General features: G+C 63.0%; 14 protein-coding genes. 4 read left to right on the top strand and 10 right to left on the bottom strand.

What is annotated here, in order from left to right; genetic code table 11:
• Positions 1-193: 193 nt before the first annotated feature.
• The 5 genes from AC1Z32_RS15060 to AC1Z32_RS15040 form a co-directional block, all read right to left on the bottom strand.
• The gene (locus AC1Z32_RS15060; RefSeq protein WP_483479397.1) at positions 194-844 is read right to left on the bottom strand and encodes a response regulator; all 651 of its coding nucleotides are present in this window, start codon (positions 842-844) and stop codon (positions 194-196) included.
• Between the two features lie 87 nt (positions 845-931).
• Positions 932-1,588: a response regulator gene (locus AC1Z32_RS15055; RefSeq protein WP_483479396.1), complete on the bottom strand. Its 657-nt coding sequence runs from the start codon at positions 1,586-1,588 to the stop codon at positions 932-934.
• A 149-nt stretch (positions 1,589-1,737) separates the two neighbouring features.
• Positions 1,738-2,385 (bottom strand): response regulator, encoded by a 648-nt coding sequence (locus AC1Z32_RS15050; RefSeq protein ID WP_483479395.1) that lies wholly within the window; start codon positions 2,383-2,385, stop codon positions 1,738-1,740.
• Between the two features lie 1,042 nt (positions 2,386-3,427).
• Positions 3,428-3,952: a single-stranded DNA-binding protein gene (locus AC1Z32_RS15045; RefSeq protein WP_483479394.1), complete on the bottom strand. Its 525-nt coding sequence runs from the start codon at positions 3,950-3,952 to the stop codon at positions 3,428-3,430.
• Positions 3,953-4,072: 120 nt separating this feature from the next.
• The gene (locus AC1Z32_RS15040) at positions 4,073-5,275 is read right to left on the bottom strand and encodes an MFS transporter (RefSeq protein ID WP_483479393.1); all 1,203 of its coding nucleotides are present in this window, start codon (positions 5,273-5,275) and stop codon (positions 4,073-4,075) included.
• 344 nt (positions 5,276-5,619) lie between these two features.
• Here AC1Z32_RS15040 and uvrA point away from each other — a divergent pair, with 344 nt between their 5' ends.
• Both uvrA and AC1Z32_RS15030 read left to right on the top strand, forming a co-directional pair.
• Entirely contained in the window at positions 5,620-8,493 is a 2,874-nt protein-coding gene (gene uvrA / locus AC1Z32_RS15035; protein ID WP_483479392.1) for an excinuclease ABC subunit UvrA, read from the top strand.
• 112 nt (positions 8,494-8,605) lie between these two features.
• Positions 8,606-9,697 carry an AI-2E family transporter gene (locus AC1Z32_RS15030; RefSeq protein WP_483479391.1) on the top strand — a complete coding sequence of 364 codons (1,092 nt, stop codon included), beginning with the start codon at positions 8,606-8,608 and terminating at the stop codon, positions 9,695-9,697.
• Positions 9,698-9,761: 64 nt separating this feature from the next.
• Here AC1Z32_RS15030 and purU read toward each other — a convergent pair whose 3' ends face one another.
• The 5 genes from purU to AC1Z32_RS15005 are packed head-to-tail and all read right to left on the bottom strand — an operon-like array spanning position 9,762 to position 14,756.
• A complete protein-coding gene (purU, locus tag AC1Z32_RS15025) occupies positions 9,762-10,631 on the bottom strand; it encodes a formyltetrahydrofolate deformylase (RefSeq protein ID WP_483479390.1) in 870 nt (289 codons plus the stop codon).
• 31 nt (positions 10,632-10,662) lie between these two features.
• Positions 10,663-11,508: an NUDIX hydrolase gene (locus AC1Z32_RS15020; protein WP_483479389.1), complete on the bottom strand. Its 846-nt coding sequence runs from the start codon at positions 11,506-11,508 to the stop codon at positions 10,663-10,665.
• 10 nt (positions 11,509-11,518) lie between these two features.
• Positions 11,519-12,133 carry a LysE family translocator gene (locus AC1Z32_RS15015; RefSeq protein ID WP_483479388.1) on the bottom strand — a complete coding sequence of 205 codons (615 nt, stop codon included), beginning with the start codon at positions 12,131-12,133 and terminating at the stop codon, positions 11,519-11,521.
• Between the two features lies 1 nt (position 12,134).
• Positions 12,135-12,701, bottom strand: a complete 567-nt coding sequence (locus AC1Z32_RS15010; protein ID WP_483479387.1) for an adenine phosphoribosyltransferase — start codon at positions 12,699-12,701, stop codon at positions 12,135-12,137.
• Between the two features lie 60 nt (positions 12,702-12,761).
• A complete protein-coding gene (locus AC1Z32_RS15005; protein ID WP_483479386.1) occupies positions 12,762-14,756 on the bottom strand; it encodes a monovalent cation:proton antiporter family protein in 1,995 nt (664 codons plus the stop codon).
• A 159-nt stretch (positions 14,757-14,915) separates the two neighbouring features.
• On the opposite strand from AC1Z32_RS15005, the gene kdsD reads away from it, so the two are divergent.
• Complete coding sequence (gene kdsD / locus AC1Z32_RS15000) at positions 14,916-15,899, top strand: arabinose 5-phosphate isomerase KdsD (protein WP_483479385.1); 984 nt, start codon at positions 14,916-14,918, stop codon at positions 15,897-15,899.
• Positions 15,899-16,438 (top strand): KdsC family phosphatase, encoded by a 540-nt coding sequence (locus tag AC1Z32_RS14995; RefSeq protein ID WP_062606415.1) that lies wholly within the window; start codon positions 15,899-15,901, stop codon positions 16,436-16,438. Before kdsD ends, AC1Z32_RS14995 begins: the two co-directional genes overlap by 1 nt.
• Positions 16,439-16,442 lie beyond the last annotated feature (4 nt).

The following is a 16,442-nucleotide window of genomic DNA, read 5'->3' as shown; positions in this document are numbered from 1 at the left end:
GCAACGACAGTTGCATCGCCGGCTAAGCAAGGCCGCGAGGACGCCGAATTACCGCTCGTGACGGCTGGACGTCCTGCGCTTCATGCTTGCCTGTCGAGCAAATGTGTTGAGTCTGATCCGCAACGCTTCGGAATCGAATCGGAGCGCTCCCAAATTGCTCTGAAATTAGGCAGGGCTAACGGGCCACGCTGGTTCAGATCAATCCGACCTGCTGCAGATAAGCAACCAGCTCCGATTCGCTTTCGAGTCCCAGCTTGCGCATCCCGCTGCGCTTTTGCGTGGCGATCGTCTTGCGACTGCGCCCGAAGTGATCCGCAATCTCCTGAACGAGAAGACCCCTGGCATAGAGCTGGAACACTTCCCATTCGCGCGGGCTCAGCACGCCAGCGCGGGCGGGCGAGGTAGCGGGCAGATGACTGACCGCCTCCTCGACTGACGGCGAAAGAAAGCAGCCGCCCGCTTCAGCCACGGATATCGCGTTGCTCAGGTATTCGAGCCCGTCGCGCTTGTCGATCACGCCTTCCACGCCGAGTTGGACGAGACCGGCGAGCATGCGCGTCTGAGAGATCATCGTGAGCACGATGACTTTTGGCCGGCGCTCCTGCCAGGACAGGCGCTTTAGAAATGCGATCGAACTGCTCTCGCCATCGATGCCGCGCATGCCGATGTCCGAAAAGACGAAATCGCACGGCGTGGCATCGACCGCCTCGGCGAGTTCCAATGTATTCCGCGCTGTCGCGACGACTCGCATGGACCCGTCGCGCTCCAGAAAGCTTTTAACTCCTTTGACGACGACTGGATGGTCGTCCGCGACGATCGCTCGTAACGGCGTTTTTATTCTCATTCTTCTTATGTGTTTTGTTGAGATTTCCCCGACGCTTCAGTCGCAGGTCGACTGAGCGCTGTCCCCGCGCCGGGCTTTTTATGACATCTAGATCAGGCCGCTATCCGCGATGAATCGGTACAAGTCGGCATCGGTCGACAGATCCAGCTTTCGCATGGCGGCGCACTTTTGCGCGCTGATTGTTTTCACGCTACGCTGCAGCCCCTTTGCGATCTCCGTGACGTTTGCGCCTCGTGCAAAGCGCTCGATGACGTCGAGTTCGCGGCTCGTGAGTCTCTGGCGAATGAACCGCACGTGACTTTCGGCGTCCGCGAGTGCCAGCGTGCGCCGTATTGCAGGCCCGAGGTAGGTCTCGTTCGCGATCACCGAGACAATGGCCACGTAGATCAGATCGAGACGGTCCTCTTTGCTGAGAAACGCGTGCGCTCCCGCTTCCAACGCCTGCTTGACGAGTAACGCGTCGCCGCTGCGGGTCAGGACGACGATGCGGACATGGGGATAATGGGTTGCCAGATGCTGGATCAACTCGATGCCGTCGCCGTAGCGCCCGCCCGGCATGAAGAAATCGATGATCGCGACGTCGCACTCGTCCCTCGCGAGCGACTCCTCAAGTTGCGTCGAATTCGCGCTTCGACTCACCACCTCGACATTGGGAAAATTCCCCGCAAGCCTCTCGATCGCGAGGATGACGAGGGGATGATCATCCGCTATCCCCAGCCTTATGCGCTTTGCGTGCGAGAACACTTGGCTCCCGTTCCCGAACTCCATTGACTCAAACCCCTTCACGTCTAGCGGACCTGAATCCGCACCCAAAAAATGATTCACAAGCATCGGATACCGAAACACCGAGATACATAAGATGCATCCGAAATGAAATAGCAAAGCTGAATTAGTCAACCTAGTCCGCGGGCGCGCACAAATGCGAACAGCCCAGGATCGTTCTTCACACCGAGCTTATTCATTGCATCGCGCTTCTGGCGGCTGATCGTGCGGACGTCTCGGTCGAGTTCCCTCGCGATCTCCGTGATCGAATGACCCTTGGCAAACAATCGGACGACTTCGATTTCCCGGGGAGAGAGGCGTGGCTCTTCTGCGGAGAAATCCGCCTCGGTGCCTGCTTCGGCGAGCGCGGCGAGAAACGACGCACTCACGAAGCGCCGGCCGACACTTGCATGACGCACGGCTGTACCCACCAGTTCGATCGGCTCTGCCTTGTTGACGAGGCTCATTGCGCCGGCGTTCAGAATCGAGCGCAGGATCGCGACGTTGCTCACGCTGGTGAGCACGACGATGCTGATATCAGAGAACTCCTGACGTACCTTGCGGATGAGACGGAGCCCGTCATTCGCATCGATGCCCGGCTCGGGCATGGCGAAGTCCGTTACGAGGATATCGCAAGGCTTGATGGCGAGCTCGGCCAACAAGGCGCTAGCGTTATTCGCCTCGCCGACGACTTCCATTCCGTCGTCAGCCGCAAAGAGCGCCTTCATTCCAAGTAGAACGAAGGGATGATCGTCGGCCAGTACTATTCTAAGCTTCACGAGGACTCCCAGTTATATTGTTTTGTCTTGTTGAATTTGTTTGAAGATCAAGGGCGCTCGACGAATTAATCCTGGTCGACGTTCGAAAGCGAGTTACCTTCCCGAATTTTTGCTACCGAGAATCCAGGAGCCAATTCGCCGGGGAAAATGCCACCTTATTGACATCAAGCAAATGAATACTGCCTTTTATTATCTTGAATGATTACGTAGAAAGTAGAATGCTAATACTTAGCAGACCATAAGAAAAATCCGATTGGTTTTAGAGGGGTCTTTCCTCGAATCGAAGCGGAGCGGATCATCCTTGCGATCCAAGAGATTAATATGCGCCCGTGAAAAAAGGGTTGGCGCGCGCCATAATTCAGAAAGCGCCTTGCCGGAACAAAAGAAGGGCTTCGGGCTATCATAGCCGGAGGCCCATCGCGCGATGTGCGAATTTGTTGCGGGATCCTCCGAATCTCCCCAATTTCAGCGCTGTTCAGGTCGACATTCCCGACAGCGAGAAGCTGCAGCCCCCATCGGTCTCCACGCACGCACCCCGGATCTTGTTGTTGTACGGTTCGCTGCGCCCGACGTCATACAGTTGCTTTCTGAAGCTCGAGGCTGAGCCACTGCTGCAGACCTTTGACGCCGAGAGCTCGTCTGCTCCGGATGTGCTTCCTTGCGCTCGCTGTAGCGATTCGTGAGGCAGTCGGACAAGCCTTTCCAGTTGTTGAACCGATGACGGCGCTGCATGCTCGGCGGGCGGTCGCCCTGCTTGAGGGAGCGTGGCAAAACGACGCTGCGTGAGGGCCAGTCTCGAGGGGATGTCCGTGATCTCAGGCGAATCGACCGGTAACGCTGAGATCACGCACCCCAGGTGCCGCATGATGCACTTCGCGACGACATCGACTCGAACGCCAGGGTGCTTGCTGCGACAAAGAGGTTGCGCCGCAGCCCCCCCTTCATTCAACGCTGCAGACTGTCAACTTCCCCGCAGACCCTTACAGATAAAAAACCCCGCACAAAGGCGGGGTTGATCTAAACATTCTAAGGTTGCGAAATCTCAGAACGGGATATCGTCGTCCATGTCGTCGAAACCGCCGCCCGCCGGCGCACTCGGACGGCTCGAACCGCCGCCCGCGCCACCGCCGCTCGCGCGTCCGCCCGCCGCTGGCGCGCGTCCACCGCCGCCGGAACGTTCCATCGGAGCGCTGCGGCTGTAGCCGCCGTCATCCCCGCCGCCGCCCGGGCCGCTGCGGCCACCGAGCATCTGCATTTGATCGGCGACGATTTCCGTCGAATAACGCTCCTGGCCCGATTGATCGGTCCATTTACGCGTGCGGATCCGCCCTTCGATATAGACCGACGAGCCCTTCTTCAGATATTCGTTGACGATCTCCGCGAGCCGTCCGAAGAATGCCACGCGATGCCACTCCGTGAGTTCCTTGAATTCGCCGGAAGCCTTGTCCTTATAACGGTCCGTCGTTGCGAGACGGATGTTGGCCACGGCGTCGCCGCTCGGGAGATAGCGGGTTTCCGGGTCGGCGCCCAGATTGCCCACGAGAATGACCTTGTTGACTGATGCCATGATTTCTCCGGTAGATTCCTTGCTAGCTGACAGCCGCACGGGGCGACTTCGATAATCCCGTCTTTCAGACGCGGATTGAGTCGTACCGTGCCGGCTCGATTCGATGATTCAAAAAGTTTCTCAGGCCGCGTGCCCGCTTCTGCGCGGCGGCGGTTTCATTCCGGCGGCGACGACGAGCCAGGCAAGCACCAGCGCCGAACACGCGAAGAAGACCGCGCTCGGCCCGTCGAGCTTCAGCAGCCAGCCGCCGATCACCCCGCCGAGCGCAAGGCCGATTGACTGCGTCGTGTTGTACACGCCCGCCGCCGCGCCCTTTCTCGTGCCCGGCGCGAGCTTCGACACCAGGGACGGCTGCGACGCCTCCAGCACGTTGAAGCCGAGAAAGTACACGAACAGAATGGCGGCCACGGACCACAGCGTATGGGGAGCGGCGCCCAATAACAACTGGCCGATCAGGATAAGCCCGATCGCACTCAGCATGACGCTCTTCATTTTTCCACGTTTCTCGGCGGCGATGATGGCCGGAACCATCATGACGAACGCCAGCGCCATCACGGGCAGGTAAATCTTCCAGTGCGATGCGACCGGCAGCCCGCCCGCCTCCAGAATGCGCGGCACGACGAGAAACAGCGCCGTTTGCGTGGCATGCAGCACGAGCACGCCGAAGTTCAAGCGCAGCAACTCGACGTTGTGCAGGACTTCGGCGAACGGCGCCTTGACGTGGACCGGATGCGCGGGCGGATCGGGCACGATCCAGAATACGACGCCGACCGCGAGAATCGACAGCACGCCGATCACCGTGAAAAGCCCGCTCATGCCGACCCAGTGAAACACGATCGGCGCGCCGACGATCGCCACCGCGAACGACACGCCGATGCTGCCGCCGACCATCGCCATCGCCTTGGTACGGTTTTCCTCGCGCGTCAGGTCCGCGATGAACGCGATCACCGCCGACGACACCGCGCCCATACCCTGAATCACACGCCCGGCGATGATCCACGCCATCGAGTGTCCGACGGCCGCGACGAAGCTGCCGAGCGCGAACACGAGCAGGCCGAACGCGATGACCGGTTTGCGGCCGAACTTGTCGGAGATCCATCCGTAGAAGATATAGAGCATCGACTGCGTGACGCCGTAGGCGCCGAGCGCGATGCCGACCAGCAGAACGTTGTCGCCGCCGGGGATGGTTTTCGCGTAGATGGAGAACACCGGCATGATCATGAAGAGCCCGAGCATGCGCAGCGCGAAGATGGCGGCGAGCGACACGGTCGCGCGCAGCTCCGGCGCGGAGAGACGTGTGGACGTGGCAGACGGATTGGACATCAGAAACGGGAAAAGGATGAGGGTCGCGTCCGGCCTGGCGCGCGGCGCAGCCAGGCGCGGCCGCCTTGTTCTTGCTCGAAACGGCACTATATGGAACGCACGGCATGAACGCGCCGCTCGTCCGGCCAGCGCGCCCCCGCCCAAGGCCAGCAAGCCCCCGCGCCGGCCGATCGACGCGCATCCGGCCCTTCGGGCCCGGGCGCTGCGCCCTTTAAAAGTCGCTATAGTAGCAGGTTTGGCCCCCTCTCTTTCCGCCCGGCGCAGGCAACATGGCCCGTCGGAGCAGATGAAAGCGCCGCTGAAAACATCCGAAAATCCCGGAACAAACTCGCCGGAACCAACTCGTGGAAGAAATTCGCATTCGTGGGGCTCGCACCCACAATCTGAAGAACGTCAATCTCGACTTGCCGCGCCACAAGCTGATCGTGATCACGGGGCTGTCCGGGTCGGGCAAGTCGTCGCTCGCCTTCGACACGCTTTATGCCGAAGGGCAGCGGCGTTACGTGGAAAGCCTTTCGGCGTATGCGCGGCAATTTTTGCAGTTGATGGAAAAGCCGGACGTCGATTTGATCGAGGGTTTGTCGCCCGCCATTTCCATCGAGCAAAAGGCCACTTCGCATAACCCGCGCTCGACCGTCGGAACCGTCACGGAAATCCACGACTATTTGCGTCTTTTGTACGCACGCGTCGGCACGCCGTATTGCCCGGATCACCTGATTCCGCTCGAGGCGCAAAGCGTCTCGCAAATGGTCGACGCCGCGCTCGCGCTGCCCGAGGAAACCAAGCTGATGATCCTCGCGCCCGTCGTCGCGGATCGCAAGGGCGAACATGTCGAATTATTCGAGGAAATGCAGGCGCAGGGTTTCATACGCTTTCGCATCCGCTCGGGCGGCGGAACGGCGAACGAAGGCGTCGCGAAAATCTATGAAGTCGATTCGCTGCCCAAGCTGAAAAAGAACGACAAGCACACGATCGACGTCGTCATCGACCGTCTGAAAGTGCGGCCGGACGTGAAGCAGCGCCTCGCCGAATCGTTCGAAACGGCGCTGCGTCTGGCTGACGGCCGCGCGATCGCGCTGGAAATGGATACGGAGAAGGAAAAGCTCTTCAGCTCGAAGTTCGCGTGCCCGATCTGCTCGTATTCGCTGCCGGAACTGGAGCCGCGCCTCTTCTCGTTCAACAATCCGATGGGCGCGTGCCCCGAGTGCGACGGCCTCGGCCAGATCACGTTCTTCGATCCGAAGCGCGTGGTCGCGCATCCGTCGCTGTCGCTCGCGGCGGGCGCGGTGAAAGGCTGGGACCGGCGCAACCAGTTTTATTTCCAGATGCTGCAGAGTCTCGCGGCGTTCTACGAGTTCGAAATCGACGCGCCGTTCGAAGACCTGCCCGAGAAAGTGCGCAAGATCCTGCTGTACGGCTCCGGCAAGCAGGCAATTCCTTTCTCGTACATCAACGAGCGCGGGCGCGCGTCGGTGCGCGAGCATGCGTTCGAAGGGATCATTCCGAATCTGGAGCGGCGCTATCGCGAGACGGATTCCGCCGCCGTGCGCGAAGAGCTCGCGAAATACCAGAACAATCAACCGTGCCCGGCGTGCGACGGCACGCGTCTGCGGCGCGAGGCGCGCTTCGTGAAGGTCGGCGCGGAAGATCAGGCGCGCGGCATCTACGAAATCAGCGGCTGGCCGCTGCGCGACGCGCTCGGCTATTTCCAGACGCTGCGCCTCGAAGGCGCGAAAGGCGAAATTGCCGACAAGGTGATCAAGGAAATCGTCGCGCGGCTGTCGTTCCTGAATAACGTCGGGCTGGACTATCTTTCGCTGGAACGCAGCGCGGAAACGCTCTCCGGCGGCGAGGCGCAGCGCATCCGGCTCGCATCGCAGATCGGCTCCGGGCTGACCGGCGTGATGTACGTGCTCGACGAGCCGTCCATCGGGTTGCATCAGCGCGACAACGACCGGCTCATCAACACGCTCAAGCATCTGCGCGATATCGGCAACTCGGTGATCGTCGTCGAGCACGACGAGGACATGATCCGTATGGCGGATTACGTCGTCGACATGGGGCCGGGCGCGGGCGAGCACGGCGGCGTGATCGTCGCGCAAGGCACGCCGGTCCAGGTGCAGAAAGACACGAACTCGATCACCGGCCAGTATCTGTCCGGCAAGCGGACGATCAGCTATCCCGCCGAGCGCACCGCGCCGGACGAGCGCATGCTGCGCATCGTCGAGGCGCACGGCAACAATCTGAAGCGCGTGACGCTGGATCTGCCCGTCGGACTGTTGACCTGCGTGACGGGCGTCTCCGGTTCGGGCAAGTCGACGCTCATCAACGACACGCTGCAGCATGCGGTCGCGCAACATCTGTACGGCTCGGCGACGGAGCCCGCGCCGTACGAGTCGATAGAAGGTCTGGAGCACTTCGACAAGGTGATCGCCGTCGATCAATCCCCGATCGGCCGCACGCCGCGCTCGAATCCGGCCACCTACACCGGCCTCTTCACGCCGATCCGCGAGCTTTTCGCGGGCGTCCCGGCGGCGAAGGAGCGCGGCTACGATCCCGGCCGATTCTCGTTCAACGTGAAGGGCGGACGCTGCGAAGCGTGCCAGGGCGACGGCGTGCTGAAAGTGGAAATGCACTTCCTGCCCGACGTCTACGTGCCTTGCGACGTGTGCCACGGCAAGCGCTACAACCGCGAAACGCTCGAAGTCCAGTACAAGGGCAAGAACATCAGCGAGGTGCTGGATCTCACCGTCGAAGCCGCGCACGAGTTCTTCAAGGCGGTGCCGGTGGTCGCGCGCAAGCTGAAAACGCTCCTCGACGTCGGTCTCGGCTATATTCGCCTCGGCCAGTCCGCGACCACGCTATCGGGCGGCGAAGCCCAGCGCGTCAAGCTTTCGCTGGAACTGAGCAAGCGCGATACCGGTCGGACGCTGTATATCCTCGACGAGCCGACGACCGGTCTGCACTTCCACGACATCGCGCTTTTGCTCGAAGTGATCCATCGATTGCGAGATCAGGGTAATACTGTCGTAATCATCGAGCATAATCTCGACGTAATCAAAACCGCCGACTGGGTCATCGACCTCGGTCCGGAAGGCGGCGCGGGCGGCGGGCAGATCATCGCCCAGGGGACGCCGGAGCAGGTTGCGAAATCGAAGGCGAGTTTTACCGGCAGATATCTGGCACCCTTGCTGCAACGGGCCAAATCGGCGGCCTGAGCCACGGCGCCGGGCCTCGCCGCCGGGCGCCGCCAGCCGGGCCGATCGAATGCGCGGCGTGCGCCGCGGCACGAATAATCGTCGTACGCAGTTGGGGAAAAGGAACGCAGTCATGGCGAAGCGCAACGAAGCGGCCAACGAGGAGGGGCGTGTACGGGACTTGCCCACCCGCCACGTCAGGCTGACGAGCGACATGAGCTTGCCGAAGCTGTCGGCGGTGGAAATCGGCAGCTACCTCCTCGCGTTCTTCGCGATGTGGCTGGTGCTCGAACTGAAACTGCTCGGCGGGCTGCTCGCCGGCATGCTGGTGTTCCAGCTCGTGCACATGATTTCCCCGGCCATCGAGCGCCATGTCGTGAGCAAAGGCGCGCGGCTGATCGCGGTCGGGCTGATCTCCGCGATCATCATCGGCGGGCTCACCGGCGCGACCGTCGCCACGATCGAGCATTTCGAGCACGATGTCCCGAGCGTGCAAAAGCTGCTCGACCAGCTGATGAGCATCACGTCGAGCGCGCGTCTGCGCGTGCCGGACTGGATCGCGAACTATCTGCCGGTCGATGCCGGCCAGATGAAGGACAAAGCCACCGAACTGATGCACAAGCACGCCGAGATGCTTCAGCAAGGCGGCAAGGAGATGGCGCGCGGCTTCGGGCATATCGTGATCGGCATGGTCATCGGCGCGATCATCGCGGTCAGCGCGCCCAAGCAGACGCATCACCGCCTGCCGCTCTCCACGGCGCTCATCGCGCGCGTGTCGCGCTTCTCGGACGCGTTTCGCCGCATCGTGTTCGCGCAGATCAAGATTTCCGCGATCAACGCCGTCTTCACGGCGCTTTATCTGCTCGTCGCGCTGCCGCTCTTCCACGAAAAGCTGCCGCTCTCGAAGACGCTCGTGCTCGTCACGTTCATCGTCGGATTGATGCCGGTGATCGGGAATCTGATCTCGAACACGATCATCGTCGGGATTTCGCTGTCGGTGTCGTTCGGCACGGCGGTCGCGTCGCTTGCGTTCCTGATCATCATCCACAAGCTCGAATACTTCCTGAACGCGCGCATCATCGGCGGGCAGATCGAGGCGCGCGCGTGGGAACTGCTCCTCGCGATGCTCGCGATGGAAGCCGCGTTCGGCATTCCGGGCGTGATCGCCGCGCCGATTTTCTATGCGTATATCAAACGCGAGCTGATTTATCTGCGGCTGGTCTGATTCCGCCGGCACCAACAAAAACGCCCGCAAAAAATCTGCGGGCGTTTTTGCGTCTGGCGAACGCTCAGCGGAACACCACCGTCTTGTGCCCGTTCAGCAGAATGCGATGCTCCGCATGCCATTTCACGGCGCGCGCGAGCGTCACGCACTCGACGTCGCGGCCGATCGCCGTCAGCTGATCCGGCGTCATGTTGTGGTCGACGCGCTCCACTTCCTGCTCGATGATCGGGCCTTCGTCGAGATCCGACGTCACATAGTGCGCCGTCGCGCCGATCAGCTTCACGCCGCGGTCGAACGCCTGATAGTACGGCTTCGCGCCCTTGAAGCTCGGCAGGAACGAGTGATGGATGTTGATCGCGCGGCCGGAAAGCTTCGCGCACAGTTCCGGCGACAGAATCTGCATGTAGCGCGCGAGCACGACGAGATCGGTGTCGTGCTGATCGACGATTTCCATCACGCGCGCTTCCTGCGCGGCCTTCGCTTCCGGCGTGGCCTTGAGCAGCGGCAGATGATGGAACGGAATGTCGTAGCTCGCGGCGAGCTGATAGAAATCCTTGTGATTCGAGATGATCGCCGGAATCTCGATCTGCAATTGCCCGGTGCGATAGCGGAACAGGAGATCGTTCAGGCAGTGGCCGATCTTCGACACCATGATGACGACGCGCGGCTTCACCGAAGCGTCGTGCAGTTCCCAGCGCATGCCGAAGTCATCGGCGAGATCGGTGAAAGACTTGCGCAATGCGTCGATGCCGGGATCGCCGCCGACCTCCTGAAAATGCACGCGCATGAAAAACTCGCCGGTGCGGCTGTCGCCGAACTGCGCGGAGTCGAGAATATTGGCGCCGAGGTTGAACAGGAAGCCCGACACGGCATGCACGATTCCCGGGCGATCCGGGCACGACAACTTCAAATAGAAACTATGTTCGGTCGACATGACCTTTCCTCGTTCGTTTGATTCCTGATATTCAGACCCGCGGCGGATCATAAAGCGCGGCGATGCCTTCGCACGCGTCCTCATCGATCCACTGGTGGCGCAGCATGCAATCGAGCGTCGCGAGACTGGCGTCGACGGTGAGCCGGCCCTCCTCGATCCAGCGCGCCACGTCTTCGATGCGCGCGAGGCGATGCTCGCCGACTTCGCCGTCCTGATTGCGCGGCGCGAAGTCGGGCGGCAGAAAGACGTCATAGACGAAAATCTGCTCGGCCTGCGTGCCTTCGGGCAAGGATTGCAGCACATGGAAGGTGTGGCCGCGCTCGGCGGTCCGCGCGAGCTCAGCGCTCATGCCCGCCTCTTCCCAGCATTCCTTGACGAGCGTCGGCATGAGCTCGAAGCCCCAGCCGATGCCGCCCGCGACGATGTTGTCCAGCATGCCGGGATCGGTCGCCTTGGTGTCGCTGCGGCGCGCAATCCACAACTGCGGCGCCTTATCCCGATATTTTACGATGCCGTTCAGATGCACCGCGTAGGTCATCGTGCCGAAGAAGCGCGACGCCGCGCGCTCGATGAACGCGAGCGGCGCCGCGTCGAAGTCGTTGCGGATCGCATAGGTTTCGTCGCGCCAGCCGGGGATTTTGCCTTCGGCGTAGAGCGCGCCGATGACCGCGCCGAGCGCGGCGCTGCGCGTGTTCACATCGGCGAGCGAGGCGTTCAGGCGCACCGATGCGGCGTCGATGTCGAAGACGTCCGGCCAGCGGCGCAGCGCGTCCACGTCGGTGCGGCGAATCCAGCCGACGCGTTCATCGCCGATAAAAAACGGCGCGTGCGCGGCGGCGTCGAAGCGGCGCGCGGAAAGGATGGCGGGCAGAGTCATGCGCAAAACCTCAGTCGCGCAACGCGACGCGAATGCCCAGCGCGATGAACGTCACGCCCGCGAGCCTGTCCAGCCACACGCCGACGCGCGGACGGCGCTTCAGCCATACGCCGATCATCCCCGCGCCGATGCCGAACAGCGAAAACACGACGACCGTCTGCAGCATGAACAGGCCGCCGAGTTCGAACATCTGCAGCATCACGCTCTGCGCGCCGTGCGGATCGACGAACTGCGGCAGGAACACGATGAAGAACAGCGTGACCTTCGGATTCAGCATGTTGCCGATCACGCTCTGGCGGAACACGGTCGAAAGCGGCTGGCTCGGACGCGCGTGCGCCGTCGCGAGACCGTGGCTGCGCAAGGCCTTGATGCCGATCCACACGAGGTACGCCGCGCCCGCGAGCTTCACCGCCTGAAACGCCATCGGCGACGAGCGCAGCAGCGCCGCGATGCCGAGCGCGGCGAGCGTCGTATGAAAGATCACGCCGAACGCGAAGCCGAGCGCCGCGACGACGCCCGCGAGCCGCCCTTGCGAGATGCCGCGCGCGAGCACCTGAAGGTTGTCCGGACCGGGCGCGACGGTGATCGCGACGGACGCAGCGAGAAAGAGCAGGAAATTGGGCATATCAATGTCCGGAGAATTCGCACACGGTATAGAGCGGCACGCCGTTTTCGCGCAGCAGCTTCGAGCCGCCGAGATCCGGCAGATCGATGATCGCCGCCGCCTCCACCACTTTCGCGCCGAGCCGCTCGAGCAGGATCTTGCCGGCCATCATCGTGCCGCCGGTGGCGACCAGATCGTCGACGATCACCACGCGGTCGCCCGGCTTGCACGCGTCCTCGTGGATTTCGACGGTCGCGCGGCCGTATTCCAGCTCGTACGACTGTTCGAGCGTCTTGTACGGCAGCTTGCCCTTCTTGCGGATCGGCACGAAGCCGAGGCTCAGCTCGTACGCCAGAATCGGCCCGATGATGAAACCGCGCGCATCCATCCCGGCGATCACGTTGACGTTCTCGTCGATATAGCGCTGCACGAACAGGTCGATCAGCATGCGCAGCGCGCGGCGGTCTTGCAGGATGGTCGTGATATCGCGGAACTGCACGCCGGGCTGCGGCCAGTTTTCGACGGTGCGCACGCGCTCCTTGATGAAACGCGCGGCGTCGAGCTGGGCGTTCGATGGGGTAATGGACATGACTTCTCCGGAGTCCGCGCCGCGAGGCCGCGCGTTCGCCTTGGTGACAAAAGAGGTAGGTTACGCCGCCCGGCGATTGCGCGAGAGCCGTTCCTCGGCTTGCGCCAGCACTTCGGGCAGGCCGCGCAGCACGACGATGTCGTTCGCGCGCAGCTTGGTTTCGGGGTCGGGTGCGACGCCCCGGATGCCGTGGCGCCGGATCGCGGTCACCTCGACACCATTGCCGACGAGCCCGAGATCGTCGAGCGAATGCCCGACCGCCTCGGAGTTCGCGTCGATCGGTACGGATTGTAGCCGCACCTGCTCGTGGCCATCGTCGTCGTCGACGTCGTCGGCGCCGTGGAAGTATCCGCGCAGCAGGCTGTAGCGCGCATCGCGCATCTCCTCGACGCGCCGCACGACGCGCCGCATGGGCACGCCCATCAGCACGAGCGTGTGCGACGCGAGCATCAGGCTGCCCTCGACGATCTCCGGAATCACTTCCGTCGCGCCCGCGGCGGTGAGCTTTTCGAGATCGGCGTCGTCGACGGTGCGCACGATCACGGGCAAAGTGGGCGCGAGCTCGTGGATGTTGTGCAGCACGCGCATCGCGGAAGGCGTGTTCGCGTAGGTGATCGCGACCGTCGCCGCGCGGTGCAGGCCCGCCGCGAGCAGCGACTCGCGCCGCCCGGCATCGCCGAACACGACCGATTCGCCCGCCGCCGCCGCCGCCGCGACGCGGTCCGGGTCCAGGTCGAGCGCGACGTAGGAAATGCCTTCCTGCTCCAGCATGCGCGCGAGGTTCTGCCCCGCGCGGCCGTAGCCGCAGATGATCACGTGACCGCTCTGCTTCAGGCTCTGCGTCGCGATCTTCGTCATCTGCAGCGATTGCAGCATCCATTCCGTCGACGAAAGCCGCAGCACGATCCGGTCCGCGTTCTGGATGATGAACGGCGCGGCGAGCATGGAAAGGAGCATCGCGGCGAGCAGCGCCTGCAGGACGGTCGGATCGACCAGATGCGAATCCAGAATCAGGTTCAGCAGCACGAAGCCGAATTCGCCCGCCTGCGCGAGCCCGAGGCCCGTGCGCATCGCGACGCCCGGCGTCGCGCCGAAAAGCCGTGAGAGACCGGTGATCATCACGGCCTTGAGCAGGATCGGCACGACGAAAAAGCCGAGCACCAGAAACGGATGCTCCCAGATCACGCGCGGATTCAGCAGCATGCCGGTGGTCACGAAGAAGAGACCGAGCAGCACGTCGCGAAACGGCTTGATGTCCTCTTCCACCTGATGCCGGTACGGCGTCTCGGCAATCAACATGCCCGCGATGAACGCGCCGAGCGCGAGCGACAGCCCGAATTTATCGGTGATGAACGCGGCGCCCAGCGTCACGAGCAGCAGGTTCAGCATGAACAGCTCTTGCGAGCGGCGCCGCGCGACGAGATCGAACCAGCGCGTCATGAATTTCTGGCCGATAAACAGCAGCACCGTCAACGCGACGACGATTTTCACCGCCGCGATGCCGAGCCACATCGCGAGCTGCGACGATTGGCCGTTGCCGAAGGCCGCGATGATGATGAGCAGCGGCACGACGGCCAGATCCTGGAACAGCAGCACGCCGAAGATGTTGCGGCCGTGCTCCGATTCGAGTTCGAGACGCTCGGCCAGCAGCTTGCTCACGATGGCGGTGGAGGACATCGACATCGCGCCGCCGAGCGCGAAGCTCGCCTGCCACGACATGTGCATCCAGAAACTGGCGATCCAGCCGAAGATCAGCGCGAGCGCGATGGTCGCGCCGACCTGGCTCGCGCCAAGACCGAACACGATGCGCCGCATCGAGCGCAGCTTCGACAGCGAGAACTCGAGCCCGATGGAGAACATCAGGAAAACGACGCCGAATTCGGCGAGATGCTGCGCGCGGTCCGCATCCGACGCGATGCCCGCTGCGTGCGGCCCCACGATGATGCCGACCGTCAGATAGCCGAGCATCGGCGGCAGATTGAAATAGCGAAATACAACGACGCCTGCCACGGAGCAGAGCAGCAGCAACAGCGTCATTTCGAGCGGAGAGGTCATCCGTCTAGCGTCCTCGTTCGTCAGCGTTCCGAGGCGCGTGCTTCAGGGCGCTCCGGCATCTCAATAAGCCCCTGACGACAGGGCCTGCGGGGGCGGATAGGCGGCGGCGCGCCAAGCCCCGGCGGGGCGGCTCGGAATCGCCTTTGCTATACTCCGCGAATGATAGCGAAAATCAATGGCGACCGGGCGCTGGCGCTGGCTCGCAACGTAATTGAGATCGAAGCCGACGCCGTTCGCGGGCTTTCCGAACTCCTCGACGAAAACTTCACGAACGCGGTCGAAACGCTGCTCGGCTGCCGCGGCCGTGTGGTCGTGTCCGGCATCGGCAAATCGGGCCATGTCGCGCGCAAGTTCGCCGCGACGCTCGCGAGCACGGGCACGCCCGCGTTCTTCGTGCATCCGGCCGAAGCGAGCCATGGCGACCTCGGCATGGTTACCGCCGACGACATTTTCATCGCTCTGTCCAACTCGGGCGAAACCGAGGAGCTCGTTGCCATTTTGCCGCTCATCAAGCGGCTCGGGGCAAAGCTGATCGCAATCACCGGCCGTCCCGAATCCAGTCTCGCGCAATTGGCGGACATGCACCTGAACGCACGCGTCGAAAAGGAAGCGTGCCCGCTGAACCTCGCGCCCACGGCCAGCACGACCGCCGCGATGGCGCTCGGCGACGCGCTCGCCGTCGCCGTGCTCGATGCGCGCGGCTTCGGCCCCGACGACTTCGCGCGCTCGCATCCCGGCGGCGCGCTCGGCCGGCGCCTGCTCACGTACGTGCGCGACGTGATGCGCGTGGGCGACGAAGTGCCGGTCGTGTCGCTCGACGCAACCGTTTCGGACGCCCTCTTCCAGATCACCGACAAGCGCATGGGCATGACGGCCGTCATCGACGAGAACCGTCACGTCCACGGCATCTTCACGGACGGCGACCTGCGCCGCATCCTGCAGCGCGACGGCGATTTCCGCGCGCTCAAGATCGCCGATGTCATGACGCGTAATCCGCGCACGATCGCGCCGGACCATCTCGCGGTCGAAGCCGTGGAACTGATGGAGCGCCATCGCATCAATCAGATGCTGGTCGTGGACGCCGATGCGACGTTGATCGGCGCACTGAACATGCACGACCTATTCTCGAAGAAGGTGATCTGATGGCGCAGAAGCCTCCCACCGCCGCCGAGCGCGCGAGCCGGATCAAACTAATGGTGTTCGACGTCGACGGCGTTTTCACCGACGGCAGCCTCTACTTCACCGCCGACGGCGACACGATGAAGTCGTTCAACTCGCTCGACGGCCACGGCGTGAAAATGCTGCAGTCCGTCGGTGTGCAGACGGCGATCATCACGGGGCGGCAATCCGGGATCGTCGCGGCGCGCGCGCGCGAGCTGGGCATCACGCATCTGTATCAGGGCGTCGCCGACAAAACCGTCGCGCTCGCCGAGCTGCTCGAAGCGACCGGCATTGCAGCCGACGAATGCGGCTACATGGGCGACGACTGGCCGGACCTCGCGGTGATGCGCCGCTGCGGCTTCGCGGCAGCGCCCGCGAACGCGCATCCCGAAGTGATCCAGCGCGTGCATTGGGTCGCGGAAGCCCGCGGCGGTCACGGCGCCGTGCGCGAAGTCTGCGACGCAGTCCTGCGCGCGCAGCATCGCTACGACGAACTGCTCGCGGCGGCGCTCGGAGGCTGAACCC

The organism is Caballeronia sp. 11_S32 (assembly GCF_056930355.1).
This window is presented reverse-complemented; position numbering and strand designations above follow the sequence as displayed.

Coding starts and splice junctions, on each gene's coding strand:
- AC1Z32_RS15060 (WP_483479397.1), bottom strand. CDS start 844: ATGAGAATAAAAACGCCGTTACGAGCGATCGTCGCGGACGACCATCCA.
- AC1Z32_RS15045 (WP_483479394.1), bottom strand. CDS start 3,952: ATGGCATCAGTCAACAAGGTCATTCTCGTGGGCAATCTGGGCGCCGAC.
- AC1Z32_RS15040 (WP_483479393.1), bottom strand. CDS start 5,275: ATGTCCAATCCGTCTGCCACGTCCACACGTCTCTCCGCGCCGGAGCTG.
- AC1Z32_RS15030 (WP_483479391.1), top strand. CDS start 8,606: ATGGCGAAGCGCAACGAAGCGGCCAACGAGGAGGGGCGTGTACGGGAC.
- purU (WP_483479390.1), bottom strand. CDS start 10,631: ATGTCGACCGAACATAGTTTCTATTTGAAGTTGTCGTGCCCGGATCGC.
- AC1Z32_RS15020 (WP_483479389.1), bottom strand. CDS start 11,508: ATGACTCTGCCCGCCATCCTTTCCGCGCGCCGCTTCGACGCCGCCGCG.
- AC1Z32_RS15015 (WP_483479388.1), bottom strand. CDS start 12,133: ATGCCCAATTTCCTGCTCTTTCTCGCTGCGTCCGTCGCGATCACCGTC.
- AC1Z32_RS15010 (WP_483479387.1), bottom strand. CDS start 12,701: ATGTCCATTACCCCATCGAACGCCCAGCTCGACGCCGCGCGTTTCATC.
- AC1Z32_RS15005 (WP_483479386.1), bottom strand. CDS start 14,756: ATGACCTCTCCGCTCGAAATGACGCTGTTGCTGCTGCTCTGCTCCGTG.
- kdsD (WP_483479385.1), top strand. CDS start 14,916: ATGATAGCGAAAATCAATGGCGACCGGGCGCTGGCGCTGGCTCGCAAC.
- AC1Z32_RS14995 (WP_062606415.1), top strand. CDS start 15,899: ATGGCGCAGAAGCCTCCCACCGCCGCCGAGCGCGCGAGCCGGATCAAA.